The organism is Natronomonas gomsonensis (assembly GCF_024300825.1).
GTDB lineage: Archaea > Halobacteriota > Halobacteria > Halobacteriales > Haloarculaceae > Natronomonas > Natronomonas gomsonensis.
This window is the reverse complement of sequence record NZ_CP101323.1, coordinates 1,220,112-1,245,555: the sequence shown is the minus strand read 5'-3', so window position 1 is coordinate 1,245,555 and position 25,444 is coordinate 1,220,112. Positions and strand designations below refer to the sequence as shown.

Annotated in this window: 28 protein-coding genes and 1 tRNA gene; 15 read left to right on the top strand and 14 right to left on the bottom strand. The window is 63.5% G+C overall.

All coding sequences use genetic code 11. The features are described 5' to 3' along the window. The first annotated feature begins 71 nt into the window (after positions 1–71). A complete protein-coding gene (gene purL / locus NMP98_RS06865; RefSeq protein ID WP_254860786.1) occupies positions 72–2,213 on the top strand; it encodes a phosphoribosylformylglycinamidine synthase subunit PurL in 2,142 nt (713 codons plus the stop codon). On the opposite strand, the gene NMP98_RS06860 is transcribed toward purL, so the two are convergent. From NMP98_RS06860 to NMP98_RS06850, 3 genes are read right to left on the bottom strand one after another with little or no spacing between them, the layout of a single operon-like run. Continuing rightward, complete coding sequence (locus NMP98_RS06860) at positions 2,191–3,081, bottom strand: phosphatase PAP2 family protein (RefSeq protein WP_254860785.1); 891 nt, start codon at positions 3,079–3,081, stop codon at positions 2,191–2,193. The genes purL and NMP98_RS06860 overlap by 23 nt on opposite strands. After that, positions 3,081–4,844, bottom strand: a complete 1,764-nt coding sequence (locus NMP98_RS06855) for an ABC transporter substrate-binding protein (RefSeq protein ID WP_254860784.1) — start codon at positions 4,842–4,844, stop codon at positions 3,081–3,083. Before NMP98_RS06855 ends, NMP98_RS06860 begins: the two co-directional genes overlap by 1 nt. 56 nt (positions 4,845–4,900) lie before the next feature. Continuing rightward, a complete protein-coding gene (locus NMP98_RS06850; RefSeq protein ID WP_254860783.1) occupies positions 4,901–6,163 on the bottom strand; it encodes a hypothetical protein in 1,263 nt (420 codons plus the stop codon). An 86-nt stretch (positions 6,164–6,249) separates the two neighbouring features. Here NMP98_RS06850 and NMP98_RS06845 point away from each other — a divergent pair, with 86 nt between their 5' ends. Both NMP98_RS06845 and NMP98_RS06840 read left to right on the top strand, forming a co-directional pair. Continuing rightward, positions 6,250–6,837: a diacylglycerol/polyprenol kinase family protein gene (locus NMP98_RS06845; protein ID WP_254860782.1), complete on the top strand. Its 588-nt coding sequence runs from the start codon at positions 6,250–6,252 to the stop codon at positions 6,835–6,837. Positions 6,838–6,901: 64 nt separating this feature from the next. After that, positions 6,902–7,228, top strand: a complete 327-nt coding sequence (locus NMP98_RS06840; protein ID WP_254860781.1) for a hypothetical protein — start codon at positions 6,902–6,904, stop codon at positions 7,226–7,228. A gap of 20 nt (positions 7,229–7,248) precedes the next feature. Here NMP98_RS06840 and NMP98_RS06835 read toward each other — a convergent pair whose 3' ends face one another. The 4 genes from NMP98_RS06835 to NMP98_RS06820 all read right to left on the bottom strand — a co-directional run bounded on the left by NMP98_RS06835 (position 7,249) and on the right by NMP98_RS06820 (position 10,265). Next, complete coding sequence (locus NMP98_RS06835) at positions 7,249–7,413, bottom strand: DUF7550 family protein (RefSeq protein WP_254860780.1); 165 nt, start codon at positions 7,411–7,413, stop codon at positions 7,249–7,251. 31 nt (positions 7,414–7,444) lie between these two features. Beyond that, on the bottom strand, positions 7,445–8,233 hold the full coding sequence (locus tag NMP98_RS06830) for a creatininase family protein (RefSeq protein ID WP_254860779.1): 789 nt from the start codon (positions 8,231–8,233) through the stop codon (positions 7,445–7,447). Positions 8,234–8,271: 38 nt separating this feature from the next. Then, positions 8,272–9,825 (bottom strand): ABC1 kinase family protein, encoded by a 1,554-nt coding sequence (locus NMP98_RS06825; RefSeq protein WP_254860778.1) that lies wholly within the window; start codon positions 9,823–9,825, stop codon positions 8,272–8,274. An 83-nt stretch (positions 9,826–9,908) separates the two neighbouring features. After that, on the bottom strand, positions 9,909–10,265 hold the full coding sequence (locus NMP98_RS06820; protein ID WP_254860777.1) for a cupin domain-containing protein: 357 nt from the start codon (positions 10,263–10,265) through the stop codon (positions 9,909–9,911). Between the two features lie 75 nt (positions 10,266–10,340). Here NMP98_RS06820 and NMP98_RS06815 point away from each other — a divergent pair, with 75 nt between their 5' ends. Continuing rightward, positions 10,341–11,021, top strand: a complete 681-nt coding sequence (locus NMP98_RS06815) for a Bax inhibitor-1 family protein (protein WP_254860776.1) — start codon at positions 10,341–10,343, stop codon at positions 11,019–11,021. Between the two features lie 4 nt (positions 11,022–11,025). Here the strand turns inward: NMP98_RS06815 and NMP98_RS06810 are convergent, their stop codons facing one another. Continuing rightward, positions 11,026–11,235 (bottom strand): DUF8066 domain-containing protein, encoded by a 210-nt coding sequence (locus NMP98_RS06810; protein ID WP_254860775.1) that lies wholly within the window; start codon positions 11,233–11,235, stop codon positions 11,026–11,028. Positions 11,236–11,317: 82 nt separating this feature from the next. Between NMP98_RS06810 and thyA the strand changes: the two genes are divergently transcribed. Both thyA and NMP98_RS06800 read left to right on the top strand, forming a co-directional pair. Next, the gene (gene thyA, locus NMP98_RS06805; RefSeq protein ID WP_254860774.1) at positions 11,318–12,343 is read left to right on the top strand and encodes a thymidylate synthase; all 1,026 of its coding nucleotides are present in this window, start codon (positions 11,318–11,320) and stop codon (positions 12,341–12,343) included. Next, on the top strand, positions 12,340–12,837 hold the full coding sequence (locus tag NMP98_RS06800; protein ID WP_254860773.1) for a dihydrofolate reductase: 498 nt from the start codon (positions 12,340–12,342) through the stop codon (positions 12,835–12,837). Before thyA ends, NMP98_RS06800 begins: the two co-directional genes overlap by 4 nt. A gap of 4 nt (positions 12,838–12,841) precedes the next feature. Here NMP98_RS06800 and NMP98_RS06795 read toward each other — a convergent pair whose 3' ends face one another. Further along, the gene (locus tag NMP98_RS06795; RefSeq protein ID WP_254860772.1) at positions 12,842–13,240 is read right to left on the bottom strand and encodes a DUF5518 domain-containing protein; all 399 of its coding nucleotides are present in this window, start codon (positions 13,238–13,240) and stop codon (positions 12,842–12,844) included. Positions 13,241–13,515: 275 nt separating this feature from the next. Between NMP98_RS06795 and NMP98_RS06790 the strand changes: the two genes are divergently transcribed. Next, entirely contained in the window at positions 13,516–14,772 is a 1,257-nt protein-coding gene (locus tag NMP98_RS06790) for a helix-turn-helix transcriptional regulator (protein WP_254860771.1), read from the top strand. A 208-nt stretch (positions 14,773–14,980) separates the two neighbouring features. On the opposite strand, the gene NMP98_RS06785 is transcribed toward NMP98_RS06790, so the two are convergent. Continuing rightward, positions 14,981–15,337 carry a thioredoxin family protein gene (locus NMP98_RS06785; protein ID WP_254860770.1) on the bottom strand — a complete coding sequence of 119 codons (357 nt, stop codon included), beginning with the start codon at positions 15,335–15,337 and terminating at the stop codon, positions 14,981–14,983. Between the two features lie 108 nt (positions 15,338–15,445). On the opposite strand from NMP98_RS06785, the gene NMP98_RS06780 reads away from it, so the two are divergent. The 4 genes from NMP98_RS06780 to psmB all read left to right on the top strand — a co-directional run bounded on the left by NMP98_RS06780 (position 15,446) and on the right by psmB (position 17,978). Continuing rightward, positions 15,446–16,117 carry a metallophosphoesterase family protein gene (locus NMP98_RS06780; RefSeq protein ID WP_254860769.1) on the top strand — a complete coding sequence of 224 codons (672 nt, stop codon included), beginning with the start codon at positions 15,446–15,448 and terminating at the stop codon, positions 16,115–16,117. A gap of 52 nt (positions 16,118–16,169) precedes the next feature. Continuing rightward, positions 16,170–16,418 carry a hypothetical protein gene (locus NMP98_RS06775; protein ID WP_254860768.1) on the top strand — a complete coding sequence of 83 codons (249 nt, stop codon included), beginning with the start codon at positions 16,170–16,172 and terminating at the stop codon, positions 16,416–16,418. Between the two features lie 134 nt (positions 16,419–16,552). Then, the gene (psmA, locus tag NMP98_RS06770; RefSeq protein ID WP_254860767.1) at positions 16,553–17,287 is read left to right on the top strand and encodes an archaeal proteasome endopeptidase complex subunit alpha; all 735 of its coding nucleotides are present in this window, start codon (positions 16,553–16,555) and stop codon (positions 17,285–17,287) included. Continuing rightward, positions 17,280–17,978: an archaeal proteasome endopeptidase complex subunit beta gene (gene psmB / locus NMP98_RS06765; RefSeq protein ID WP_254860766.1), complete on the top strand. Its 699-nt coding sequence runs from the start codon at positions 17,280–17,282 to the stop codon at positions 17,976–17,978. The genes psmA and psmB overlap by 8 nt, the downstream gene beginning before the upstream one ends. A 2-nt stretch (positions 17,979–17,980) precedes the next feature. Here the strand turns inward: psmB and NMP98_RS06760 are convergent, their stop codons facing one another. The 3 genes from NMP98_RS06760 to NMP98_RS06750 form a co-directional block, all read right to left on the bottom strand. Further along, positions 17,981–18,217 (bottom strand): helix-turn-helix domain-containing protein, encoded by a 237-nt coding sequence (locus NMP98_RS06760; RefSeq protein ID WP_254860765.1) that lies wholly within the window; start codon positions 18,215–18,217, stop codon positions 17,981–17,983. A gap of 5 nt (positions 18,218–18,222) precedes the next feature. Next, complete coding sequence (locus NMP98_RS06755; RefSeq protein WP_254860764.1) at positions 18,223–18,393, bottom strand: DUF7837 family putative zinc-binding protein; 171 nt, start codon at positions 18,391–18,393, stop codon at positions 18,223–18,225. Positions 18,394–18,836: 443 nt separating this feature from the next. Next, positions 18,837–19,589 carry a hypothetical protein gene (locus NMP98_RS06750; protein WP_254860763.1) on the bottom strand — a complete coding sequence of 251 codons (753 nt, stop codon included), beginning with the start codon at positions 19,587–19,589 and terminating at the stop codon, positions 18,837–18,839. A 236-nt stretch (positions 19,590–19,825) separates the two neighbouring features. Here NMP98_RS06750 and NMP98_RS06745 point away from each other — a divergent pair. The 4 genes from NMP98_RS06745 (at position 19,826) to NMP98_RS06730 (ending at position 23,311) form a co-directional block, all read left to right on the top strand. After that, a tRNA-Glu gene (locus NMP98_RS06745) sits at positions 19,826–19,900 on the top strand. Between the two features lie 140 nt (positions 19,901–20,040). Further along, positions 20,041–20,736 (top strand): site-specific integrase, encoded by a 696-nt coding sequence (locus tag NMP98_RS06740; protein ID WP_254860762.1) that lies wholly within the window; start codon positions 20,041–20,043, stop codon positions 20,734–20,736. Positions 20,737–20,919: 183 nt separating this feature from the next. After that, the gene (locus NMP98_RS06735; RefSeq protein WP_254860761.1) at positions 20,920–22,386 is read left to right on the top strand and encodes an amidohydrolase family protein; all 1,467 of its coding nucleotides are present in this window, start codon (positions 20,920–20,922) and stop codon (positions 22,384–22,386) included. A 121-nt stretch (positions 22,387–22,507) separates the two neighbouring features. Next, positions 22,508–23,311, top strand: a complete 804-nt coding sequence (locus NMP98_RS06730) for an alpha/beta fold hydrolase (RefSeq protein ID WP_254860760.1) — start codon at positions 22,508–22,510, stop codon at positions 23,309–23,311. Positions 23,312–23,570: 259 nt separating this feature from the next. Here the strand turns inward: NMP98_RS06730 and NMP98_RS06725 are convergent, their stop codons facing one another. Next, positions 23,571–25,361: a PAS domain-containing protein gene (locus tag NMP98_RS06725; RefSeq protein ID WP_254860759.1), complete on the bottom strand. Its 1,791-nt coding sequence runs from the start codon at positions 25,359–25,361 to the stop codon at positions 23,571–23,573. Positions 25,362–25,444: the final 83 nt, after the last annotated feature.

Here is a 25,444-nt window from a genome sequence, read left to right as displayed (position 1 = left end):
GGCTGGCTATCGTAATACACGAACGTGCACATGAAAAGCGATTTATCCACCCGAAAGAAGCATACGGATGAATGCCACTCGCGCCGTCGGACCGCGAACTCGTCGTCGAGGAACTGGGCCGAGACCCAACGCCCGCTGAGGAAACGCTGTTCGAGAACCTCTGGAGCGAACACTGTGCCTATCGCTCCTCGCGGCCGCTGTTGTCGGCCTTCGACAGCGAGGGCGACCAGGTCGTCGTGGGGCCGGGCGACGACGCCGCCGTTGTCGCGCTTCCAGACCCAGAAACCGGCGAGAACAGCGAGACGTACATCACGATGGGTATCGAGAGCCACAACCACCCCTCCTACGTCGACCCGTTCGACGGCGCGGCGACGGGCGTCGGCGGCATCGTCCGCGACACGCTGTCGATGGGCGCCTATCCCATCGCGCTCGCCGACAGCCTCTACTTCGGCGACTTCGACCGCGAACACTCCCGATATCTCTTCGAGGGCGTCGTCGAGGGAATCTCCCACTACGGCAACTGTATTGGCGTCCCGACGGTGACTGGGTCGGTCGCCTTTCACGACGACTACGAGGGCAATCCGCTCGTCAACGTCGCCTGCATCGGCCTGACCAACGAAGAGCGCCTCGTCACCGCCGAAGCCCAGACGCCGGGCAACAAACTCGTCTTGGTCGGCAACGCGACGGGCCGTGACGGCCTCGGCGGCGCCTCCTTCGCCAGCGAGGACCTCGCCGAGGACGCCGAAACCGAAGACCGCCCCGCAGTTCAGGTCGGCGACCCCTACGCCGAAAAGCGACTCATCGAGGCCAACGAGGAGTTGGTCGACGAGGGACTGTTGCGGGCTGCACGCGATTTGGGTGCGGCGGGGCTCGGCGGCGCTTCCTCCGAACTCGTCGCCAAGGGCGGTCTCGGCGCTCACATCGACCTCGAGGCGGTCCACCAGCGCGAGCCGAACATGAACGCGCTGGAAATCCTGCTCGCGGAATCCCAAGAGCGGATGTGCTACGAGGTCCGCCCGGAGGACGTCGACCGCGTCGCCGAAATCGCCGCAAAGTACGACCTCGGCTGTTCGGTCATCGGCGAGGTGACCGAGGGCAACTACGTCTGTGAGTTCGACGGCGAGGTCGTCGTCGATGTCGACGCCGACTACCTCGCGGAGGGTGCGCCGATGAACGACCTACCACACGTCGAACCGACCCAACCGGAACGGGACCTGCCCGACGTGGACCCCACCGAGGCCTTCGAGGCAATCGTCGCCTCGCCGAACACCGCCTCGAAGGAGTGGGTGTACCGCCAGTACGACCACGAGGTCGGCACGCGGACGGCGATGAAACCCGGCGACGACGCGGCGCTGATGGCCATTCGAGAGAACGGCACCGGCCTCGGGTTCACGTCGGGTGCCGACCCCAACTGGACCGACACCGCCCCTTACGAGGGCGCCCGTGCAATCGCCTTGGAGAACGCTACGAACCTCGCGGCGAAGGGGACGACACCGCTTGCGGCCGTCGACTGTCTCAACGGTGGCAACCCCGAAAAGCCGGACGTGTACGGCGGCTTTCAGGGTATCGTCGACGGCCTCGCCGACATGTGTTCGCACCTTGAGGTGCCCGTCGTCGGCGGCAACGTCTCGCTGTACAACGACTCCCCGTCCGGTCCGATTCCGCCGACGCCGACGCTCGCGATGGCGGGCACGAAGGCCGGCTACGACGCGCCGAGTTCCGCCCTCGACAGTGAGGGAACGCTCTTGGTCGTTGGTGGCTCCGACGACCGCTCGCTGGGCGGGTCGGAACTGCTGGCGCAGTTCGGCGGCACCGACCGGTTCCCGGCAGTGCCCGAGAACGCGGCCGATGCCGTCGCGGCCATCGCGGATGTGGCGGAACACGACGCCACGCACTCGACTCACGACGTGAGCCACGGCGGCCTCGCGGTCACGCTCGCCGAAATGGTCGGCGAGGCCGGTGCCGACGTGACTCTACCGGAGGAGAAGTCGCCGCTCGAAGCGCTGTTCTCGGAGGCCGTCGGCCGCGTCGTCGTCGAGACGACCGACCCCGAGTCGGTTCGGGAGCGCTTCGACGGCGTCGCACCGGTCGAGAAACTCGGTGAAGCGACGGAGACGGGCCGACTCGAACTCACCGTCGGCGATTTCGAACTCGACTACGCTGCCGACGCCATCGCGGACCTCCGAGCCGTCATTTCGCGCGAGTTGGCATGAGGTTCTGAAGGCTTCGGCTCCACCGACGTAGTCGGACGAACTCCGGTGGGTTCTCCTCCATCCGCTGTCCGATTTTGACGCTTACGACGCCGAGGAGGATGCCGAAGATGACGTCCGTTGCCCAGTGAATCCCGAGATACATCGTCGCCACCACGACGCTCGAGGCGAGAAGGGCGGCGACGGGTGTCCACCGCGGGTACTCGTCGTGAGTCGTCCACGCGAGGACGAGTGCGGTGACTGCCATCGACGTGTGCAGCGAGGGGAACACGTTCGTCTCGGAGTTGATAGCCGTCGTGAGGAACTGGTACTGTGAGTGGTGGCTGAACATCAGTCCCTCGACGGATTCCGAGAGGAGGTTCCGGGGTCCGTAGGCGATGAAGACGATGTAGCAGGTGACGCCAATGACGTAGTTCGCACCGTAGGCGACGATGGTTCGCCGGAGCGGCCGCGGGTCCGGGAGCGCGAAGTACGCGACCACCGGGAAGGCCAACAGGAACACGTAGCCGTACACGTAGATGGACGTGAAGTACAGCGTTAACTCCGGCGTCGCCATCGACTGCAGCCAGACGACGACCTGCGGGGCCTGTCCTCGGTAGAACGGGGCCAACAGCAGGCCGTCGAGTTCGTGAATGTACGGCGTGATGTTCCAACCGATGACCCACGAGATGTCCGGGCCGATGTCGCGTGCGACCTTGTTCGCCACGAGGACGATGCCGAGCAGTCCCATGTAGGGCGAAATCGACGTGAGCCGCGTGCGGTACTCCGTACGCGTCTGTTGAAGACGATCTCGGCCGATGAACAGCGCCGCCCCGGCGGCGAGCAAAAGCGTCACGACAAGCAACAGTTGTGTGAGGACGATGCCGAGCATTACGCTGCCCCCCGTCTGACGAGTCGGTCGCTGTCGTCGTACTGGTAGCCGGCGTCACGGAACGCCTCCCGTGCGGCCGGCACGTCGAGTTTGCCGTCCTCACCGAGGAACGGCAGCGACGCCGTACCGGACCACTCCAACTCAGTGGGCTGCCACGGCTCCCCCAACGGTGTCTCCGAGGGGCTGGCGTACCCCTCGAAGGCGTCTCTGACGATGTGGCCGCGGTCGAGCAACCGGGCGACGGTGCGGCGGAACCGCGGGTTCGACAACGGCGCCCGTCGACAGTTGTAGCCGACGTGGTGGAACGTCTCCGAGCGGCCCACCGTGAGGTCGATGTCGTCGTTCCGGCCAATGCGTGGCACGACCGAAGCGGTCACGCCGCTCACCGTCGCGTCGGCATCGTTCGATTCCAGCAGTTCGACGGCCGCGTCGTCGGATGGGACGACCGTGATGCGGAGTCGACTGAAGGGAACGCCGTCGGCGAATCGCTCCGGGATTCCCGTCGCATCGCCGTCGTGCAGGAAGTGCTGCGGGAAGGCGTCGAGCGTGAGGTAACTGTCGACGCTGGCGTCGCTGAACTGTACCGGTCCGCTCCCGACGGGCGATTCGTTGGTCCAGACCAGCGCCTCGGTCGTCTGACCGGCGATGTCGATGCCCGCGATGTCGACGGTGTCGCTCCGTTCCCGCCAGATGTGTTCTGGGAGAACGGGAACCTCCAGCGCTCGCCGTGCAGGCTCGATTTCCGAGGCCGTGAACGTGATATGCACCTCCTCGTCGTTTTTGGCTCGAACGGACTCGACGAGCGAGAGACGGCCCCGTCGCCACGGTGTCGGGACGGCCGTCTCGGAGTTCCCGAGCGACGTGTCGGCCAAGAAGTCGTAGGTGAACGCCACGTCGTTTGCGGTCACCGTCTCGCCGTCGTGCCACGGCGTCTCACGAAGCGTGACGGTCGCCGTCAGTCGGTCGCCGTCGCTCCACTCGACCTCGCGTGCGAGCCACGGTATCGCCTCTCCGTCTATCGTTCGAGCCAGCGGTTCGTACAGCAGGCCCGTCACGATACCGCTGTCGCGGTACTCGACGGCTATCGGGTTCCGGTTCTCCGTCACCCGTGGGTCCCGGATGAGCAGGTGCAGGCGGTCAGTCTCACCGGTGTGAACGAGCGGGAGGTAGTCGGTCGGGCGACGAATGCCGCCGTTGGGCCAGCCCCGATACCGGTCGGTGCGGACGCCGGCGATTCGGTCCGGGAAGGCGACGACGGTGAACGGTTGCTTCTTGACGACCTCCCGTTGAATCTCACGAACCAACTCCGCTCTGTCGGTCCCCGAGAGGTGTCGCTGTTGGTCCAGGATGTCGTCCATCTCGAGGTCGCTGAACCCGAAGGGGTTCTGCCACCCCGCCTCTTCGCCGTAACTGGAGTACAACAACGACCGTAGTTCGTCGGGAGCCCCTTGGGCCGGATAGCGAGCGACATAAATGTCGAAATCGAGGTTGATGAGGACGTTCTGGAAGAGTTCGCTCGATTCCATCGGGCTGACCGACGTGTCGACACCGACTCGAGTGAGGTTGGTTGCAAGGCGGTTGGCGATACGAACCGAATAGGGGTCTTCAGAGGCAGGAAGCGTCGAGATAGAGAGCGATAGCTGTTCGGAGGCTTCCCGACCGGCGATACTCCGGAGTTCGCTGACACAGCCACTCGTGGCCGTGAGCGCCCCGAGACCGCTCGCGAGTACCGCACGGCGACGGAGGGCTGAGTCGGGCGCCATGCGTGTTCTTATGTTCTCGTATGTATACGTATAAAGTTCTCCGTCGATGTCTGGGGTTACAAATACCCCAACAGTGGCGCCCCGAGGGTGAACAGCCAACCGACACTCCCGACGACGAGCGCGTCGGGTCGCCCATCGACACCCTCGCGCATTGCGGCACCGACGGCGACGAGTCCGACCGCGAGCAGTACCGACCCTCGGTGAAGCACCACGCGCAACGGTAGCACCGAGACGCCCATGGCGGCGAAATCGACGACGAAGGCGGCCCCAAGTCCCACCGCGGCGAAGGCAAACGCCCACACGCGGTCGGAGTCCCTCCCTAGCACGTACGCAATCGCTGGCGTCCCGGCCACGAGTGCGACGTACAGCGGCGCGGCGATGGCCTTCGGCGGGAGCCCTGGGAACGTCGTCTCAAGGAGGATGCCGACGTGACGAACGCTCGTATACAGTACGAACAACCCGCCTCCGAGGCCGAGTTCGCGGCGGTGCTGTCGGAAGAACCGTACGGCGTCACGTTTCATGCGACGGCTCCGACCGACAACGCCGAACAACGCCAACGGCAGGAGCGCCCCGACGAGTCGAATTCCCGTCACCCACCCGTCGGCATCGAGGGTGCCGTTTCCGTACGGCATCCGAACGACCTCCTCGACGTAGGGTTTGTCCATGAAGTCGCGCTCGATGGCTCGCTGGGAGTCGCTGATTCCGGTCACGGTGTGTCGGAGTCGAAACCAGTCCCAGTGTTCCTCGTGGCTCTGGATGGCGGTCCACTCCTCGTTCGGGTCCTCGTAGGCGCGGATGTGGCTTCGCGACCCGAGGTACGTCCCCGAGTGGAGTTGGTAGGATTCGCCGAGCCACCGGCCGCCGCCGTCGGTTTCGACGTAGACGTATCGGTTTGCGCCCGTCGCTGGCGTCCACGAGATGATTTCGGTGAGGTTGCTCGCGTTCGTGTCGATGTCGACGCGTTCGGCGGACACCGTTTCGCTGTCGGCCTCTCGGTCGGCTCGCGCATCCGACTCCCACTTTAGGGCCGACTGCTCTGTGAGCGCCGTGCGGACGTCGTCGGGATTTCCGTAGAAGACGATGTTGATGCCGAGGGTTCGACTGCTGTGGTCCGGGCGCCTCGCGGTGTAGGGCCACAGCGCCGTGCCGTTGTCAGTCGGTTCGACCAGTTGTGGTTCCGCCGGCTGTGCTGTGGAAACACCCCACAGCGGCCACTCCGCAAGGACGACGGCGCCGCCGAGACTCGCAACGAGGACGAGCGCTGCTGCGACCCACGCGGCATCGCCCCCGATGCCGAGTTCGCCTCCCGAATCTTCCATTCACGCCACGTTGGGACCGATGCGTAGAAAAGCCCACGGCAGTTGCGGAAAGTTGGACCTAAGTCCCCCCATACCGACGGACGGGTATGTCGCTCGAGTTGGGTCGGCGTCTCGTTCACGCCTCCGGCGCCGTGATTCCCGGCGCGTATCTGCTGGACGAACACGTCTTGGAGGCCGGCGTCGTCACGTGGCCGCTCGTTCAGGCGGTGGCCGTCGCGGGGCTCATTCTGACCGGCGTGCTCGAATTCGCCCGCCTCTACGGCGGTCTCGACCACGCGTTCTACGACCGTCTCACCCGTGAGTACGAGGAGGACAGCGTCGCCGGCTACGCGCTGTACGTCCTCAGTGGCACCGTCGTCGTCCTCCTGTTCGAGCCACGAATCGCGGTTCCGGCGCTGTTCATGTTGACGCTCGGGGACCCCGTCAGCGGGATACTCTCGTCGGGGGAGCTCCGAACCGTGAAACGCCCCCGCGTCCTCGTCGGGATGTTCACCGCCAGCCTCCTGTTGGCCGTCCCGTTCGTTCCCCTCGCGGCCGCGGTTGCGGGGGCCGCGGGGGCGACGGTCGCCGACGGCGTCAAACCCATCGTTCGTGGATTCGTCGTCGACGACAACCTCACGATTCCGATTGTCGGGGCCGCTGCGATGTGGTCCGTCATCTATTTGCTTCCGTAGCGGACCGTCCCAACAACTAAGATTGGCAGGGTGATATATATGTTATGGGTAAAAACGCCCGTACATGAGCTTCGATTGGGAAGACGTGACTGGCGTGGTCGTCGTCGGTCTGCTACTCGTCGCACTTGGATTGACCGTCGCGGGCATCGAGACGATAGCTGGATTCGATGTGTTGGCCGCTGGCGACTCCGCGGTCGGATACCTCGCAGCCGGGAACTTCAGCGTGGGCGTCCTTTCGGCAGGCGTCTTCTCGGTCGGCATCTTCGCGGCCGGGATTTTCTCGGTCGGCGTCTTCGCTATCGGTATCTTCTCGATAGGCATCTTCTCGTTCGGCATCTACGCTGCCGGCTTCTACGCCGTCCGACGGTACGTCAAATCGGCCGAAAACTGAGGGGTGGGAAACGTGTCGACTTAACCCAAAAGCAGCGGCACGCCGAAGACGACGGCCATCCCGACGAGCGCGACGACGAACCCAATGGCCACGTCACGGCCGGTGTAGTCGCTCTGCGGTGCGGTGGTTCGCTCCTCGGACGATTCGTCTGGGTGGTGTTCGTGGTCTGCGTGGTCGTCGCTCATACCCGTCGGTGGGACCGGCCGGTACTTTGGCCTATCGTTCCTCGGTCCGCTCGCGGACGTGGTCTCGGGGGGCGAGCGTCTCCCACGGCTGGGCGTCAAGCCACGTACACAATTCGATTAGCTGCTTGCAGGCGGCCTCGAACAGTTGTTCGCCCTTCTCCGCGGAGGCGTCGGTCGGGTCGCCGAAAGCGCCGTTGTCGGCGTTCTCGATGGAATCGTAGAACAGTCTCGCACCGTTTCGATGGGTGGCCGCGGATTCGATATCGGTCAACCCGCCGTCTCGGGCGGCTTCGAGTTCGCCCTCCCGAACGAGGTCGGCGATGTGCCACACCATCGAGGTCTCCTTCGGGCCGGCGTGGGGACCGTTCTGTTCGAAGAGGTCGTCGACCAACTCCGGGATGGACTCGTCCCACATCCACTCGACGGCGTAGGCGGCGGCGTCCTCGTGGAGTCGTCGACCGACCTCCTGGAGATGTTCGACGTTGCCGCCGTGGGCGTTGACGTAGACGATTCGGTCGATGCCCTGATAGACGAGGCTTCGCGACAGCGACTCCATGTAATCGCGAAAGACAGGCGCGTCGACCGACATCGTCCCGTGAAACTGGCGGTGGTGGGGGCTGACGCCGACGTTCACGGTCGGCGTACACAGCAGGTCGGCACGGTCGGCGGCCGCCCGTGCGAGTCCCTCCGCGATGACGTGGTCCGTCGAGAGCGGTAGATGCGGTCCGTGCTGTTCCGTCGACCCGACGGGGACGACTGCGAGGGATTCCTCGGCGAGGTGGTCGCCAGCCTCCGGCCAAGTCGCGTCTCCGAGATACATACTCGGGTAGTCGAGACCGGGGACAATGAAGGGTGTCCCTACGCGGTTCTGTAAAACAGCAACAGAAAGACGACCCCCACGGCCACGCCGAGGAACTCGTAGGGCTGGCTGTGGAACGTCAACATCGCGCTGGCGACGAACAGGGCGCCGGACACCACCGCATAGCCGACGGCCCGACCCGTCGAATCGTCCCGGCGTTCGGTTTTGACTCGCAGTTCGTTCCGCTCGATGCGGTCCAACAGTCTGTCGGCCCGCGTCGGTAGGCGAGCAAGCGCCGGAACCGAGGTCCGGATATCCGAGGTAATCTCCCCGGCGACGTTTTGGACTTCCCGCTGGAAGAGGCCGTGTTCGAGGAGGAACGACCGGACGAAGGTGACGAAGTCGAACTCGGGGTCGAGTTGCCGACACACCCCCTCGGTGACGGTCCCCACCCGAATGAGCAACATCACGTTCGGCGGAATCCGAAACGGGAAGTCATGGAGCATCCCGAACAGTTCTGTGAAGATGTCGCGCCAGTCGATGTCCGAGCGCCCTTCGAGGTTCTCCATCGCGAGTTCGATGACGTGGCGAACCTCCGTTCGGTCGACCGTCGGCGAGAGCACGTCGAGCGCGACGAGGGCGTCGATGATGCCGTCGGCGTCGCGACGCGCCAGCGACTGATAGAGGTCGACGATTCGCGCCTGCGTCTCCGGCGTGAGTCGCTCGCTCATCCCGTAGTCGTAGATGAGGAGTCGGCCGTCGTCGAGTACCGCGAGGTTCCCCGGATGGGGATCGGCGTGGAAGACGCCGTGCTCCAGCCCCATCGTGAGATACACGTCGGCGATGCGACGCGCCATCTCCTCGGGGTCGACGCCGACGCGGTCGAGTGCGCCCTCGTCGGTCACTTTCCGACCGGTGACGTGCTCCATGACCAACACCCGTTCTGTCGTCCGCGCTTCGTCGACCTCGGGGATGTACACCCGGTCGTCGTCGGCGAAGTTCTCGCCGATGTCCCGCATCATTCCGGCCTCCCGCTGGAAGTCCAGTTCCTCGAGGATGATGCGCTCGAAGTCGTCGGCGATGTTCCGAACCGAGTACTCTTGGCGCTCGCTGGCGAAGAACCCGACGACGGGAACGAGTCGCCTGATGACCCGGAGGTCGCGCTCGATTCGGGGTTTCAACCCCGGCCGCCGCACCTTTAGCGCGACCGTCTCGCCGTCGACGACCGCGGTGTAGACGTAGGCCAACGACCCGCCCGCGACCGGGTCGAGCGTCCCGGCGTCGACCGCATCACCGAGGTCTGCCGCGACGAGTTCGGCCGGATCCTGTCCGGTCTCCTCCGGAACCTCGTCCTGCAGCGTCGAGAGCGCCTCGGCGTACACCGGCGGAACGATGTCCGGACGGGTCGACAGTACCTGACCGGCCTTGATGAACGCCGCGCCCAACTCCAAGAGCGTCTCGACCAACCGCTCTGCTCGCCGTCGGTGGGTCTCTTCGGGGACGTGACGGGAACCACCGAAGAAGATGAATCGCCGCCGGTCGCGGAGCAACGCGACCGCAAACGGCAGCAGGCACACGGCGACCTGCAGGAACCGTCGATTGAACCCCCTCATTTCGCCACCGACCGGGCATCGATGGAGTGCCCTGACATACGCCCCGCTTGAATGGCCCGCGTGAAATACGTACCCGACGCCGATTAGGGCGCGCCGGCGACGACGACACGGAGCCGTTCGTCGCCGTGGTTGTGCAGTTGCCGCCGCGTTTCGGCGCCGACGCGAATCGCCTCCCCCGACGAAAGCGTCGCCTCAGTTTCGGCTGGTTCGTCCTCGCTACCGCCCAACTGGACCGTCAGTTCGCCGTCGACGACGAGATACACCTCCTCTTGGCCGTCGCCCGCGTGGTCGTGGGGTTTCCCTTTCGCCTCGGGTTCGAGCTCCAGCAGCGTCACGCCGAGGTTCTCACAGTCAAGCGGCTCACGGAAGAACCACATCCCGCCGTACTCCTCCGGAACGACGCTGTCGATGTCGTCGGTGCTCGCCGTCTCGTAGTCCATACCATCTCCTCGTTCGCTCCGATATTAAACGACGTGGGCCAAAGCGTATATTCGACCACGGATAGCAGACCGGGTATGGAAACCTACTCGACACCGGGTCGAACCGCCTACCCACGGTTCCGCAGTGTCGCGGTGCCCGCGGCGGCGCTCGTTGCCGTCAACGTCGCCCTGATGTACGTCGTCGCTGCGACGCCGCTGTCGGCGGTCAACGACCTGCTGTTTTCGGTTCCGATACTGGGTTTCGTCGTCTACGGCGCCGCCTTGACCGGCGGCAACATCGCGGCCGAACGCGGACTCCGGTCGGGTTCGATGGCGCTGGCGGCGTTCGGTACCGCGCTGTTGCAGGTCGCATACAGCCTGTTCGGCGGCGGCGTCCTCGGCCGAGCGCCGGCGGACCTTCGCGGGACGCTGTTGGCCGTCACGCTCGGCGTCACCGTCGCGATGACCGTCGCCATCGCCGCCTACGTGTACCTCCGTGACGCCGAGTTCGACCACTGGAGCACGTGGTCGTTCGGGGCGTTCATCGTCGGCGCCGTCCTCGTGTTGGTCGGGTCGTTCGTCCCCGTCGTTCTCGCTGTCGGCTTCCTGTTCGTCTTCCTCGGGTTCGCGTTGCGACTCGGCTACGAAATCTGGCACGTCAAGGCGAACTACGACCCCAACTCGGCGCTGATTCACGCACTCGGCATCTACGTCGCCTTTACCGGTGTGTTCGTTCACGTCCTCCAGATTGCACTCCGGATGTTCGCCGAGCGGTGAGGCGTTACTCGTCGGGGTCGACTGCGGCCGCGATTCGCTCGGTGGCGCGGACGAGTCGCCAGAGGAGATAGACGACGAAGACGAGACCGACGACGACGGCCCCAAACAGAAGCTGTTGGGCGATGAGGAGGCTGTACAGCAGTGCGACCGCGGCGACGACGGCGACGATGGCGGGTCCGGCTTGGATACGGTCCTGCGGTTCCGGGGAGGGCATGACTCCGACCTCGCTCGCCCGGGAGAAAAGCGGTTCGGACCGAACGGTTTTACCCCCTCGGTGCACCACGAACTGGTAGTAAATGCGCCAGTATCTCGACCTCGTCTCGGACGTGCTCGCCGAGGGGACGTACAAACCCAACCGGACCGGCGTCGACACCGTCGCCTCGTTCAGCCACCACTACGAGGTCGACCTCGCCGAGGGCTTCCCCCTGTTGACGACGAAGAAGATGGACGGCTACCGCTGGAACTCGCTCATCCACGAACTCATGTGGTATCTCTCCGGGGAGGAACACATCCGAAACCTCCGCGAGGAGACGAAAATCTGGGACGCGTGGGCCGACGAGGACGGCCACCTCGACACCGCCTATGGTCGCTTTTGGCGGCGGTTCCCGGTTCCCGACGACGCGGCTCGACTCCCCGGCGAGAGTTGGCCCGACGACGGCCACCGCTGGACGACCACGGAAACGGCCCCCGACGGCACCGAACGACGAGTGTTCGACCAACTCCAGTACGTCCTCGACACGCTCGAAGAGAACCCCCACTCCCGGCGATTGGTCATCAACGCCTGGCACCCGGCGAACGCCGCCGTCTCGACGCTGCCGCCGTGTCACTACACCTACGTGTTCAACGTTCAGGGCGACCGCCTGAACGTCCACCTCACCCAGCGCTCCGGGGACATCGCCTTGGGCGTTCCGTTCAACCTCGCGGCGTACTCGCTCTTGGCTCACGCCGTCGCCAACCGAACCGACTTCGAGGTCGGCTCGTTCGGCCACACCATCGTCGACGCCCACGTCTACTGCGGGGAGGGACAGCGCGGCGAGTGGTACGCGGACAATCTCGGGCGGCTACAGGAGCGACTCGCCGGCGTCTCGGAGCGCTCGGAGTACGGCGACATCCGGGCGTGGCTCGAATCGGAAGCCCCTGCCGAACCCGACGACGAGGGCTACGACCACGTTCCCGGACTGCTACAGCAACTCACTCGGCAACCGGGCGAGAGGCCACGCATCGAGGTCGCCGACAAACCCCTCGAGAACCTCACTTACGACGACATCCAGTTACACGAGTACGACCCCGAGGACGGGCTGGAGTTCGCGGTCGCCGAATGACGGTTCGGCTCTCCCTGGTCGCGGCCGTCGCCGAAAACGGCGTCATCGGTGCCGACGGCGAGATGCCGTGGCACTACCCCGCAGACCTCGCCCACTTCAAGGAGACGACGATGGGCCATCCGGTCGTGATGGGTCGGCGGACCTACGAGTCAATCGAGCGGCAACTCGGTGGGCCGCTGCCGGGGCGGACGAACGTCGTCCTCTCGCGGCAGGAGTCGCTGTCGCTACCGGAGGGCGCCGTCCATGCCCGCGACACCGACGAGGCGCTCGAAGCGGCCGAGGAAGCGCTGGACGACGACCGAGAGTGGGTGTACGTCGTCGGCGGTGCGACCGTCTACGAGGCGTTCATCGACGACGCCGAGGAACTGGTCGTGACCGAGGTCCCGGAGTCGCCCGACGGCGACACACGGTTTCCCGAGTTCGGCGAGGAGTGGCGCGAAGTCGACCGGGAGACGGCCGGCGAGTTGGCGTTCGTCACCTACCGTCGGGCGTAGCCGCCTACAGTTCGTCTTTGGCGTAGATACCGAGTACACCGCCGAGAGCGCTCAGCCCGACCGTAAGCGCGAGTCCGAAGCCGATGATAAGGAAGCCGAAGATGCCGAGTGCGGCTGGACTGTTCGGCGCACCGAGGAGCAACGCGATGACGAAGAACCCGACGAAGATTAGCGGTACCGCGGCAAAGACGCCAGATATCGCGCCGACCTTGGCACCGTGTTCGGTGTCGCCGCCGTCGAGATACGCCGCCACGCCGCCGCCGATGACCGGCGAGACGAACGGGATGAAAAAGCCGCTGACGACGCTGACGAGGGCGCCAATCAAGGCGTTGATGTAGGTGTTCGAACTGCCCGGGGACTGCTCGCTGTCGACCGCCGCCGAGGTGGAGGGCTCGGAAGACATGGTTCGATGTTCGCCCCAGCGATGATAAAAACACCGGGGAGACAGCGCCCGATACCCGCGAAGGTTCCCCCGCCCAAAGATGGCTTTCGGGCGCCCTCTCGTGTCGCCGACTTCGGAGGTGTGGCCGAAACTGAACCGTCAGATACAGCCGCTCAAAAGCGCTATATCGGTCGAAACACTCGAATGCGAATGCGGTCTGCTTCGGCAGCACTTTCGGTCGTGGGTGTCCCGAGTCAGAGGGATTTTATAAGCCGCCGGCGTGGTGGACGATACTGATGGCACGGTCACGCGGGACGTGGGTCGTCCCTCTCTTCGTCGTGAGTCTGCTTGTCTGTGCGCTCGCAGCACCCGCGACGGCCGGCGGGGGCGGTTCCGTCTACGGGGACCAGTCCACCCAACAGCAACTCGCGGCGCCGGCAGTCATGGAGACGCTGGCCACACAGGAGTTCGACGCCGACCGCACCGAGTTCCGCATCACCGTCTACGGAAACGGGTCGGCGGAGTGGCAGTTTCGCTACGAACAGCGCCTCGAAACCGACCAACAGCGCACGGATTTCGAGGCGTTCGCCGAGGATTTCAACACGAACGAGACCGACCTCTACCGGAACTTCCAGAGCAGAGCGGAGTCGCTGACCGACGCGGGCACGAACGCCACCGGCCGGCAGATGTCCGCCGAGGGGTTCCGGCGTGACGCGCAGGTCGAACAGTTCGGACCCGCCGGCGACGAGTTCGGCATCGTCGAGATGTCGTTCACGTGGATCGGGTTCGCCCCCGTCGAGGGGGACACCGTCGTCGTCGGCGACACTTTCGAAGGCGGACTGTACATCGGTCCCAACCAGACCGTGGTGTTCCAGCGCGGCGACGGCATGGCGTTCCAGTCCGTCCAGCCCGATGACGGCATCCAGTCGGGTGAGACGCTCGCCGAAAGCGATTCCGTGACGTGGGAAGGTGAACGGACGTTCACCGACAACCGCCCACGTCTCGAACTCGTCCCCGAATCGGCGGCGACGACGGCGACGCCGACTGAGGTGACGACGGACCCGGCCGGCGACGGCGACCCCGGATGGCTACTTCCCGTGGGGATTCTCGTCTTCGTCGTCTTCCTGGGTGTCGTCGGAGCGGTCGCCTACCGCTCGGGAGCCTTCTCCAACGACAACCCCGGGGCGGCGGCGACGGCGGACGACGATGGTGACGCCGGCGACGCTGGCCAAGCGGCGGGTGCCGCCGCCGCGGGGGCGGCAGCCGAGGAGAGCGCTGACGACGCCGAATCGGAGACCACCGTCACCGAAGAGGAACTCATCCCCGACGACGAGCGGGTCGTCTCGCTGCTGGAGGACAACGGTGGGCGCATGAAACAGGTGAACATCGTCGAGGAGACCGGGTGGTCGAAATCGAAGGTGTCGATGTTGCTCTCGGATATGGAAGAGGAGGGAACCATCTCGAAACTCCGCGTCGGCCGAGAGAACATCGTCTCGCTTGCCGGCCACGAACCCGACGCCGCGGGGTCGCCGTTCGAGGACGACGAGGACTGACCCCGCCTCCGAGGTCGGCGGGCGTTGTGTGTCAGACAACGCCCGTTCCCGGATATGGGCGGTGCCACGGGGGATAGAACGGTCGACGACACGCCGATGTCCTCGGTGTCTCGCTGCTGGCGCTCCACCAGCACCGTGCCGGCGAAAACGAACTGTTTGAGGCGTTCTTAAACGGCGGCGAGCCGAGATTCGAGGTGGGTGGTGGCGCTTATTCCAGCCCCGCGACGGCGCCGGGAGCGTTCGATTCGAGGAAGCCGACGACGGCCTCCGTCCCTTGGAACCCGCTCGATTTTCGGGCGACGACCTCGCCGTCCCGGAACAACAGGAGCGTGGGAACCGACTGCACGTTGAACCGCTCGAGGAGGTCGAGGTCGTCGCCCGGATTCGCCATCCCGACGGCCACGTCGGTCGCCTTGGCGACGTTCCCCAGTACGGGTTCCATCGCCGCACACTTCGCACAGCCCTTCGTGTAGAACTCGACGAGGGCGATGTCGTGTTCGGCGACGAACGCGTCGAGGTCGTCGCCGTCGTCCAGCCGCGTTGGCTTTGCAGTGATATTGGTCATATCTACAGTACGCGGGAACGCCACAAACCGTTGTCGGCGGCGAGGAGTTCAAAAGTCGGCGCCGAAGGGTCCAAAAGGATTGTCGGCACGGCGGTCGTAGGCCCAGCCATGCGAATCGGACTCGTCTCGGACATCCACGCGAACCTCCCAGCACTGGAGGCGGTCCTCGAAGACATGCCGTCGGTCGATGAGGTGGTCTGCGTAGGCGATGTGGTCGGGTACAACGCCTGGCCGGCCGCCTGTATCGAGCGCGTCCGTTCGGTCGCTTCGGTCACTGTTCAGGGAAACCACGACCGGAACGTCGAGACGCCCGAGCGATACGTTCACAACGAGATGGCCCACGCCGGACTGGAGCACGCTCGGTCGGAACTGGACGACGACCAGCGGGCGTGGCTGGCGGAACTCCCGTTTCGGGTCGACATCGCCGGCGGCGACTACCTCCTCGTTCACAGCCACCCCGACGAGGAGCGCCGCGGTTCGTACGTCCGTCCGCGGCAATTCCCGGAGATGCGGCCGTATCTCGACGACTACGACGGTATTGTACTCGGACACACCCACGTCCAACACGAGGCGACGGTAGACGGTCGTCTCGTCGTCAATCCGGGAAGCGTCGGCCAACCGCGGGACAACGACCCGCGGGCGGCGTATGCGATTCTCGACACCGATGCGGACTCCGTCGAGTTGCGTCGCGTGGCCTATCCCGTCGAGCGCGCACAGGAGTTCGCCGAGCGAGTGGGACTGCCCGAGCGAACGGCCGAGCGGTTGGCGGAGGGTCGCTGAGCGGTTCCGTGTGGCCTGTAGGCTTTTGTGTACCGACGGCGAAGGGGGTGGCATGTCCGACCAACTGGATGCGCTCCGGGAGGCGTTCGAAACCGGCGGCTACGAGGTCGCCGACGTGAGCGACAACCGCGGCCAGGTCAGGGTTGCCCTCCTCGAGGAGCGACCGGAGGCCGACGCCCTTCGTGAGGTGCTTTACGGCGTCGTCGACGAGGAGGACGTTCTCGGGCCGAACATCACGACCGAGACGACCGACGGTGCCGACGGCGTCCGTACCGTCCTCACCTTCCGACGACGAGACTGAGTCCGCGACGACTGTCGCGGCCGAAAGGTTCCTAAGTGCCGAATCGAGTCCGGGCAAGGCTGACCTCTTATGAGGTACGTATATATACCCGGTGCCATAACCCGAGGTGAAGGCCGCAGTGGCCCTCTATCACAATGCAAGGAAACTCACAGCAGCAGGCGTACGACCGGGGAATCACCATCTTCTCTCCCGACGGGCGCCTCTATCAGGTCGAATACGCTCGCGAGGCCGTCTCCCGCGGCACCGCGAGCGTCGGCGTCCGAACCCCCGACGGCGTCGTCTTGGGCGCCGTCCGGCGCGTTCGCTCGCCGCTGATGGAACGGTCGTCAGTCGAGAAGTTACACAAGGCGGACGACCACGTCGGCATCGCGAGTGCCGGCCACGTCGCCGACGCGCGGCAACTCATCGACTTCGCGCGGCGACGTGCACAGACCGAACGCCTCCGCTACGACGAGGCCATACCGATAGAGACGCTGACTAAGTCGGTCACCGACCACATCCAGCAGTACACCCAAACTGGCGGCGCCCGCCCATTCGGTGTCGCGTTGCTGGTCGGCGGTATCTCCGACGGCGAGCCGCGACTGTTCGAGACCGACCCCAGCGGGACGCCCTACGAGTGGCAGGCGACCGCCGTCGGCGGCGACCGTGAGGCGATTCAGTCCGTCCTCGAAGAGGGCTACAGTGAGGACCTCGACCTCGAGGAGGGTATCGGATTGGCGTTGCGCGGGCTGGCCGCCACGAACGACGAACTCTCGGCCGACGGGGTCGAAATCGCGACCATCGACGCCGAGACGGAGTCCTTCGAGACCGTATCGACCGAGACGGTCGAAGAACACCTCGCCGAAATCGGCGGTGAGAGCGATGAATGATCTCCCCCGAACCGGCGAGGACCACGCTCGTTCACCGTACGAACCCGAACTCGGGGACTTCGAGTCAACCCCCGGCGACGAGGAGACGGTCAACAAGACCGGAACGACGACCGTCGGCATCGCAACCGAGGACGCCGTCGTCATCGCGACCGACATGCGCGCCTCCCTTGGCGGCCGATTCGTCTCCAACAAGGATGTCCAGAAGGTCAAACAGATTCACCCGACGGCCGCCCTGACGCTCGTTGGCTCGGTCGGCGGCGCCCAGTCCTTTATCCGCTCGCTTCGGGCGGAATCCTCGCTCTACGAGACGCGCCGTGGAAAACCGATGGACATTCCGGCGTTGTCGACGCTTGCCGGCAACCTCGCTCGCGGCGGGCCGTTCCGGGCCATCCGGCCCATCCTCGGCGGCGTCGACGACGAGGGGAGTCACGTCTACTCCATCGACCCTGCCGGCGGCGTGATGGCCGACGACTACACGGTCACCGGAAGCGGGATGCAACTGGCGTACGGTGTTCTCGAGAACGATTACACGCCGGACCTTTCGACAGAAGAAGCCACCTCGCTCAGCGCCCGTGCGGTCGAGGCGGCCGTCGAGCGCGACACCGGCTCCGGTAACGGTGTCTTCCTCGCCACCGTCACCGACGACGGCGTCGACATCCGGGGTCACAAGGACTTCGAGGAAGTCCGATAGCGCTACTGGACCGGGTCCGCGGAGTTGGAACTTTCTGAAAGCCGTTTTCGTCCCTTCTCGGTCAGGGTGTAGGCCCCGCCGCTGGTCGCCATCCTGATGTGGCCATCCCGCTGGAGGTCGTAACACTGCCGGTCGACGGTGACCGGGTGGCGTTCGAGTTCCTCAGCGATGGCCGTGACTGGCAGTTGCCCCTGTTCGTCGAGTAGTCGCAGTATCGTCCGTGGTGGTCCTGTAACCATCTGTGTTATCGGCTGGAGTCGCTCGGCCGCGGTCGAACGACGTTCTCACACGCTGGACACTCGGCGTACATCCGACGTTCGTCGTCGGCCTCGTATTCGATGAGCACGAATGCGTTCGGTACCGTCGCGCCGCAGGACGGGCACCGACCGGCGGCCTCCGTATCGTGTGTGTTCATGACTGTCGTTCCGTCGTGGCCGAGTCGTGTGCTCGGGCGTTCACATCGTCCGATTCGAGTCGGTACCGAGGGCCTATGCCGTGTCGAATCCTGGCCCGGTGGGTGCCTCGTCCCGACTCGCCGTCTATGTGTGTGTAACACCGCCACACAGATAAGTTTACCGCTGAATGTATCTTAATGCCTTTCAAATACACTCAATGGTTCGATTGGCGATACACTCCGGTTCGTCGGGCCCCTCGTCGTTCCTTTCGCTTACCGACGGCGTCAGCCGAGAACTGTCGAGACGGCCCCGCGTAGAGCGTTGTGAGGACTGCCGCCGCTGTAGGCACTGTAGAGCCGTCCAATCACGCTCTCACACCCGCCCCGAACTGCTCTTCGCTGTCTGTCCCGCCTGTCTACTGTCCGTCTCCCCTTCGAGAGCGGGTCTCAGTAATCGAGCGGCGTCACCGGAACGTCGTTCCGCGGGGGAGATAGTTTGCGGGGTCGTATTGGTCGTCGACGAGCGACGCGAGGAGTCGACCCGCGTCCTCGAAGGTGTACCCCGTTTCGAGTTCCGTGTTCGGTTCGTACTCTGCCCACCGGGATTCCTCTCTCCCGGGAAGGCCATCGCGTCGGTCGTGACCGTGGACGATGCGGGCGGCCGCACACAGTCTGTCGAAGGACTCGACGGGCGTATGGAAGCCGTACTCGTAGTTCAAAAGCGTCGCATCCAGGGCGACCGACCCCAACCCGGGAACGCGTCCGTCCGGCCATCCTGCGTGATGGTTCCCGTCCGGACGATTTGTTTCGTGATACGGCTCGTGGTCGGCGGCGTCGAAACGGAACGAGTAGTACTCCCGGCTGTCGATGGTCTGGGCTTCGACGCCGGAGGCGTACGGCAAGAGCGTATAGAGGAGTCGCCGCTTCACCTCGTAGAGCGCCTCTTTTCGGCTTCGGTTCAGCGCCGCACCGTCGTGGTCGCCGTGTCTGTATCGCCGTCGGGCGTCGTCGGAGAACGACTTCGCCTCCGTGTTCACCCGTCGCATCGCGGCCAGCAGTTCGGTCGGCACCGCCTCGAAGTCGACTGAAATCGCGGTCGTGTCGCTTCCGGTCGCCTCCGTGAGGTGTCGCTCGGCCCGCGTCTGCTTCGAGGGGCCATCGAAGAACGGCCGCTCCGTCGTCGACGAATCGGTGCTATCGAGCGAGAAGCTCCTCATGAGAGCGACTGACCGCCTCCGTTCGAACTGCTGGCGCGTTCGGTGATGGCTGTCCCTACTGGAATGTTGCCAATGAGCGTTTCGGACCCGAACGCCCCCGCGACACCTGTCGGGTTCGAATCGGTCAGCGACGCGGTCGATGCCGTGACGATTCAGTGAGAAACCGGCTCACGGCAGGGGTGAAACGTAACGGTTATACGTCCATCACCGATACGATTCGATGCGTTCAGACGAACGCTCCGTTGGTGTAGTCCGGCCAATCATCTTGCCCTCTCACGGCAAGGACCAGGGTTCGAATCCCTGACGGAGCATTCAAAACCCGCTCACGTATCGCGGTTTTCGGCTGTTTTCTCTCCGCGTCAATCAGAACACGTTAGGACAAGAAAGTAGGGTGTAAACTCTACTCCGCCACCCTCTGGCGGTTTTGTAACGTGTCAGGGAAAATTTACAAATGGACCTCGAAAACCTGCCGCTGACAACGCGAGACGACGCCGAAGTACTGCGTGACAAACAACTCCAGACGTGGGAAGTCACCCGCCGAGGCTTCGCTAACTGGCTGTTAGAGCGCGGAAAGAATCCGAAATCCCTCGAAGGATACTCCGAACACACAGCGAAAGACACGCTATACAGAACGGACCACTTCGCACGCTTCGTGTGGAATCACAACGAGTTCAAAACCTCGTTTACCCACTCCGAAGCGAACGAATACATGGAGGGAATTCTGCTCGATGATGACCGTTCTGCGAGCCACGCATCGGGGACACAGAAGGCCATTAAGCGGCTATTCAAGTATCAGCGACACCTCGATGAAGATCCTCCGGAATGGGAGCCGAAGTACGAAATACCGAGTACGAACGGCAAGCGGAACATCAAGGACGTGTTCTCCGAGGAGGAAATCGAGAAGGTCTACAGTGCGAGCTTGAACTACCAGCAGATATCCGGATATAACGACCTCTCTCCCGAAGGTCGTGACCGATGGAAAGGGTACACCTCCATGAGCCTCGGGAAGCCAAAAAACGAAGTGAAACCTGCCGATTGGGAGAAGGTCGATAACTGGAAAAATCCCGAATCTCGTCAAGATGAGTATCGACACGGGGTTTCGACCCATCGAGGTGGAGAGGAGCAAGATGAGTTGGCTGGACCTTGATGCATGGAATATCGTCATTCGTCCATCACTACGTGATTCTTCCCCGTAGCACAACGCTGTCTCAAGCAATCAGTGACTGTTCTACATCAACCGATTCCAGCCTCGATTGACCCGGAGTCAAGGAGAATAACGAAACCGTATTACCAAGCATTGACGCGACTGCCACCTCAAGGACGACACGGGATGACCGTTGACATTGCCATCTCCAATGCGCTCGTTCTCACGGTCGACGAGCGCAACTGTCTGTACGAACGCGGGACGGTACTCATCGACGACGGCCGCATTACTGAGGTACGAGCGTCCGAGGACGGCGATGGAGAGATTGAAGCCACGCACACGATTGACGGCGACGGGAGACTGGTGATGCCGGGGCTGGTTAACGCCCACACCCACCTCGAACTGACGCCGCTAATCGGTGCGTTCAGCGACCTCGATTTGCTGGAGATGATGGGCAGTATGACGGCCATCTTTGGTCGTCTCGGCGAGGGTGACTTTGACTATCTGGCTGAGGCCGGTTACGAACTCGCCGCCCTGAATTTCCTCCTCGGAGGTGTCACGACGATTAATTCGATGGACGTGCGCCCAACTGCGGGCGCGGAGACGTTTGGCGAAGCGGGCCTCCGTGGCTTCTTCGGCCCGACCGTCACGGACCTCTTCTGGGACGTTCCCGTCGACGAGCAGTTCGACCGCGCTCGCGAGTTCATCGAAACGCACCACGATACCTACGATGGACGAATCCGGGCGACGATTTGCCCACACGACGACTGGTCGTGTACGCGCGAGTTGTGGGAGCGTACCGCCAATCTCGCTGCTGAGTACCCTGACTTGCTCGTCCACACTCACCTGCTCGAACTCGAAGCGAGCAATACGATGGCACGAGCAAACGGGGGGCCGGACTCGCTCGGCCTCCTCAATGATGTTGGAGTGCTTGACGAACGCCTGGTTGCGGCTCACTTCCGCGTCACCGACGAGGCGGATATCGAACGAATTTCCGAGGCGGACGCGTCCGTGGCACACTGCCCGTCGGTGTTCTGCTACTGGAACCCGGACGCCGAGATGCAGTGGACGCCCGTCCCGGAACTACGGGATGCGGGTGTCGACGTCGGGCTGGGCATCGACGACCACTACTGGCACGACTCCTACAGCATGTTCGGCGAGGCCCGACAGGCCCGCCTTGCGGCCAACGTCAAACGGACGACCGGCCAATACTCGTCGATGGAACTGGTGCGAATGCTGACAATCGAAGGCGCACGTGCGTTGGGTGTCGGCGACGAGATCGGAAGCATCGAACCGGGCAAGCGGGCGGATGTCGTCCTTCTCGACGTGGACAAGCCGAAGTTCACACCGTTGACGAACGTACCTGCGCACGTCGTGAACAACGCCGCGCCGGGCGACGTGGAGACGGTTATCGTCGACGGGGAACTCGTGATGCGGGATGGGACACCGATGACGATGGACGCCGAAGCGGTACAGAAAGACGTAGAAGCGGCGGTCGACCGCTTTGCCGACGAGACGGGCTGGGAGCTTCACATCGGCGGTGGTAATCCACCGGGCTCAACCGAAACGATTCGAGAACTACCCAAGCGTGGCCCCGCTCGCCTGCTCTCTCGGCTCGCTCTTCAATCGGTGCGTGACAAGTTCTCCTTCTGAACCACCTATGTCCACGTCACCGTTCCCTCCCGGGTACGTCCGATTCGCTGACGTCCGGAACTCGATACCGGATTCGCGTCGGGTGCAGGTTTCCGAATCGGTCGAGTTAGAGGCGGTTCATATGGGTGGTTCGAGTCCAGCGGTCGTGTTCGTTCACGGTGGCCTCGGCTCGCTGTGGAACCCGTATCCGCAACTGGATGCGTTCGAGGGCGAGCAGGAATTGGTGACGTATGCACTGGCCGGAAACGGGAACTCCACGACGCGTCCCGAACAGTCGCTCGCCGGGCACGTCGCCGACCTCAGGCATCTGCTCGATACGCTCGATATTGACCGACCCATCGTCCACGGCCACAGTTACGGCACAGCCATCGCTCTGGAGTATGCCAAACGCCACCCGACGGCTGGCCTCGTTCTGCACGCTGGTGGTGACCACGACCTCACGCCGGCATGGGAGAAGCCGCTGTTACGACTGTTTCTGGCTTTGCGCCTGTATCGCCTCCCAACGAGCGACGCGCTCATTCGCCAGTTGGCCTACAGCGTTGGCTTTCACGAGGGAACAGACGAGGCCGTCGTTGAGGACTTCCTGCAGTCGAACCCCTTGCCACGACACCGCTCGGCGTGGACGACCGTTACCGAGGCGTTTTGGGGATACGACGGACGCCCCGACATCGAGCGAGTCGATGTACCCACGCTCGTCATCCACGGCCCTGCCGACGGAATCGTTCCGGTCGATGTGGCACGCGGGACTGCGAGTCGGCTCCCCGAAAGCGTGTTCTGCCGGATGGAACGCACCGGTCACGTCGCGATGATTGAGCGCCCAGCCGCGTACAATCGTCTACTCCGAGCACTCATCACTGCTATCGAGGCTGACCGCGGTCTCGAATCGATAGTTCGCGACCGGCTTGACGAACATAACGTCGAGTAGGACCCGCCCCCTGCCGACACGGAGCATTCGAACGGAGCGAAGCGACCTACGACGTGATACCGCCCGACGATGTGTTGCTTCCCGACTGCGTCAGCGATTCCCGCCGGACATCGAATCGTCTTGCTGGTCGGAAGCGGTATCCCCGAAACCACTTCAGATGCGTTCCCCCACGTCTATCAGTATATGCCGGCCGAGACAGCGACAGCCGAATCACTTTCCCATAAGGGAGCTATGGTTACGGCTTTTCAGCCGGTCGGTTTCACTCCGTCCGAATCTCGAATCGGACGCCGCCCAACGCTTCGCTATCCGTGATAGTAATCCGCCAGCCGTGTGCTAATACGATTTGCCGAACGCTCGTCATCCCCACGCCGGTTTCGTCGCCGCTCTCTTTCGTCGAGAACCCCTGCTCGAACACCTTCTCGCGGTTCCCCTCGGGAATTCCGGGACCATCGTCTTCAACGTAGAATCCGTCCTCTAAGCCGCCAACTCGAATCGTGACCGGTGGTTCACCGTGTTCGATTGAGTTACCAATCAGGTTATCCATCATCCGGCCAATCGCGCCACGATTGCCAGTCACCGCCGGGGAATCGACAACCTCGAGGGAACTCTCGTCGTGACAATCTTCACGGGACTCCCAAACCGACTCGGCGGCTCTCTCAACACTAACGTAATCGCGTTTCGGGGTGATAGTCCCGGTTTGTAACACGCTCGCGATGTCATTGGTCAACGCCTCCAGCCGGTCCACCGACGGTATCGCCTCCTCGACGTGGTCAATGTTGCCAGTCTCGATAGCCAGTTCCAGCCGTCCACGAACGGTCTGCAGCGGATTCTGCAAATCGTGAGAGAGAACTGAGCCAAGCGAGCCGTACTCCGCCATTATCTCTCTGCGCGCGGTCACGTCCTCCTGACAGCCGACGAAGTAATCGACGTCTCCACTGTCGTCGAACAGTGGCGCAATCGTCACCCGGTTCCAGAACATCTCTCCGTTCTTCCGATAATTACGCAGTTCGACGGCAACTGACTCCGCGGCGTCGATGGCGTCTCGCATTTCGGCTATCGGTTCCTCCCGAGTCTCTTCACCCTGCAGGAAGCGACAGTTCCGCCCTACCGTTTCCTCGCGTGAGTATCCCGTCACCTCCGCGAACCCGTCATTTGCGTAGATGATTGGGTTGTCCTCACGGTCGGCATCGGTGATGACGATTCCAATCGGGGCTTCGTCCATCGCCTGTTCGCGGAGCGACAGCGCTTCGCGCACCTCCTCATCGCTCTCGGAGATAGTACAAATCATCGTATCACCCGTGGTGTAGGAAATCGAATGCTCGACGGTAATCACGTCACCATCCTTCCGCTCGTAAACCGTCGTTCCTGTCCACTCACCCTCCTTTGCCTCGGGAATCATCTCTTCGTACACGAAATCGATGTCGTTGTCCGGGTAAATCGTCTCGAAGTGTTCGCCGAGCAATTCATCTCGCTCGTAGCCGACGATTTTCGCGTAGGCCTCGTTGACGTAGATGAATTCGCCGGTGTCGTTCAATAGGCTGATTCCCTCGTTTGCGGTTTCGATAGCGTTGAACCCGCGTTCGACCTGCTTTTCGGCGCGCCGGCGAGCGACGGCCTGCTCGACGCGATTGGCAAGCATCCCGTACTGTTCGGTTCCTTTGCGTTTCTGTAGATAGTCGGTGACTCCCGCTGATATCGCTTCGCTGGCGATTTCCTCGCTGCCTTTTCCCGTAAAGAGTATGAACGGGAGTTGTGGGTGCTTTTTCCTGACTTCTTTCAAGACACCCAACCCATTCATTTCGGGCATATCGTAGTCCGAGATGACACAATCGATGCGCTCGTTTTCGACCCGTTTGATGCCATCCCGAGGGTCCGTTTCGGTCAAGACCTCGAAGGAGTCACGCTCTCGTTGCAGGAAGTTCGAGACTAACTCAGCGAAAGCGGCGTCATCCTCGATGTGAAGGATAGATACCTCGCTACCGACATCGGGGATGAGTGCCTCTCGGTCGAGGGACTCGCTTTGGTCCGTGCCGGCAGGTGCTGTGACCATAGTGAGAGAACTCTTTCGCTTGTATAAAAAAAGCGGAGGCTTCAGAGGGACCCCTCGATTCCCCCCGACACCCAACCGTGTCA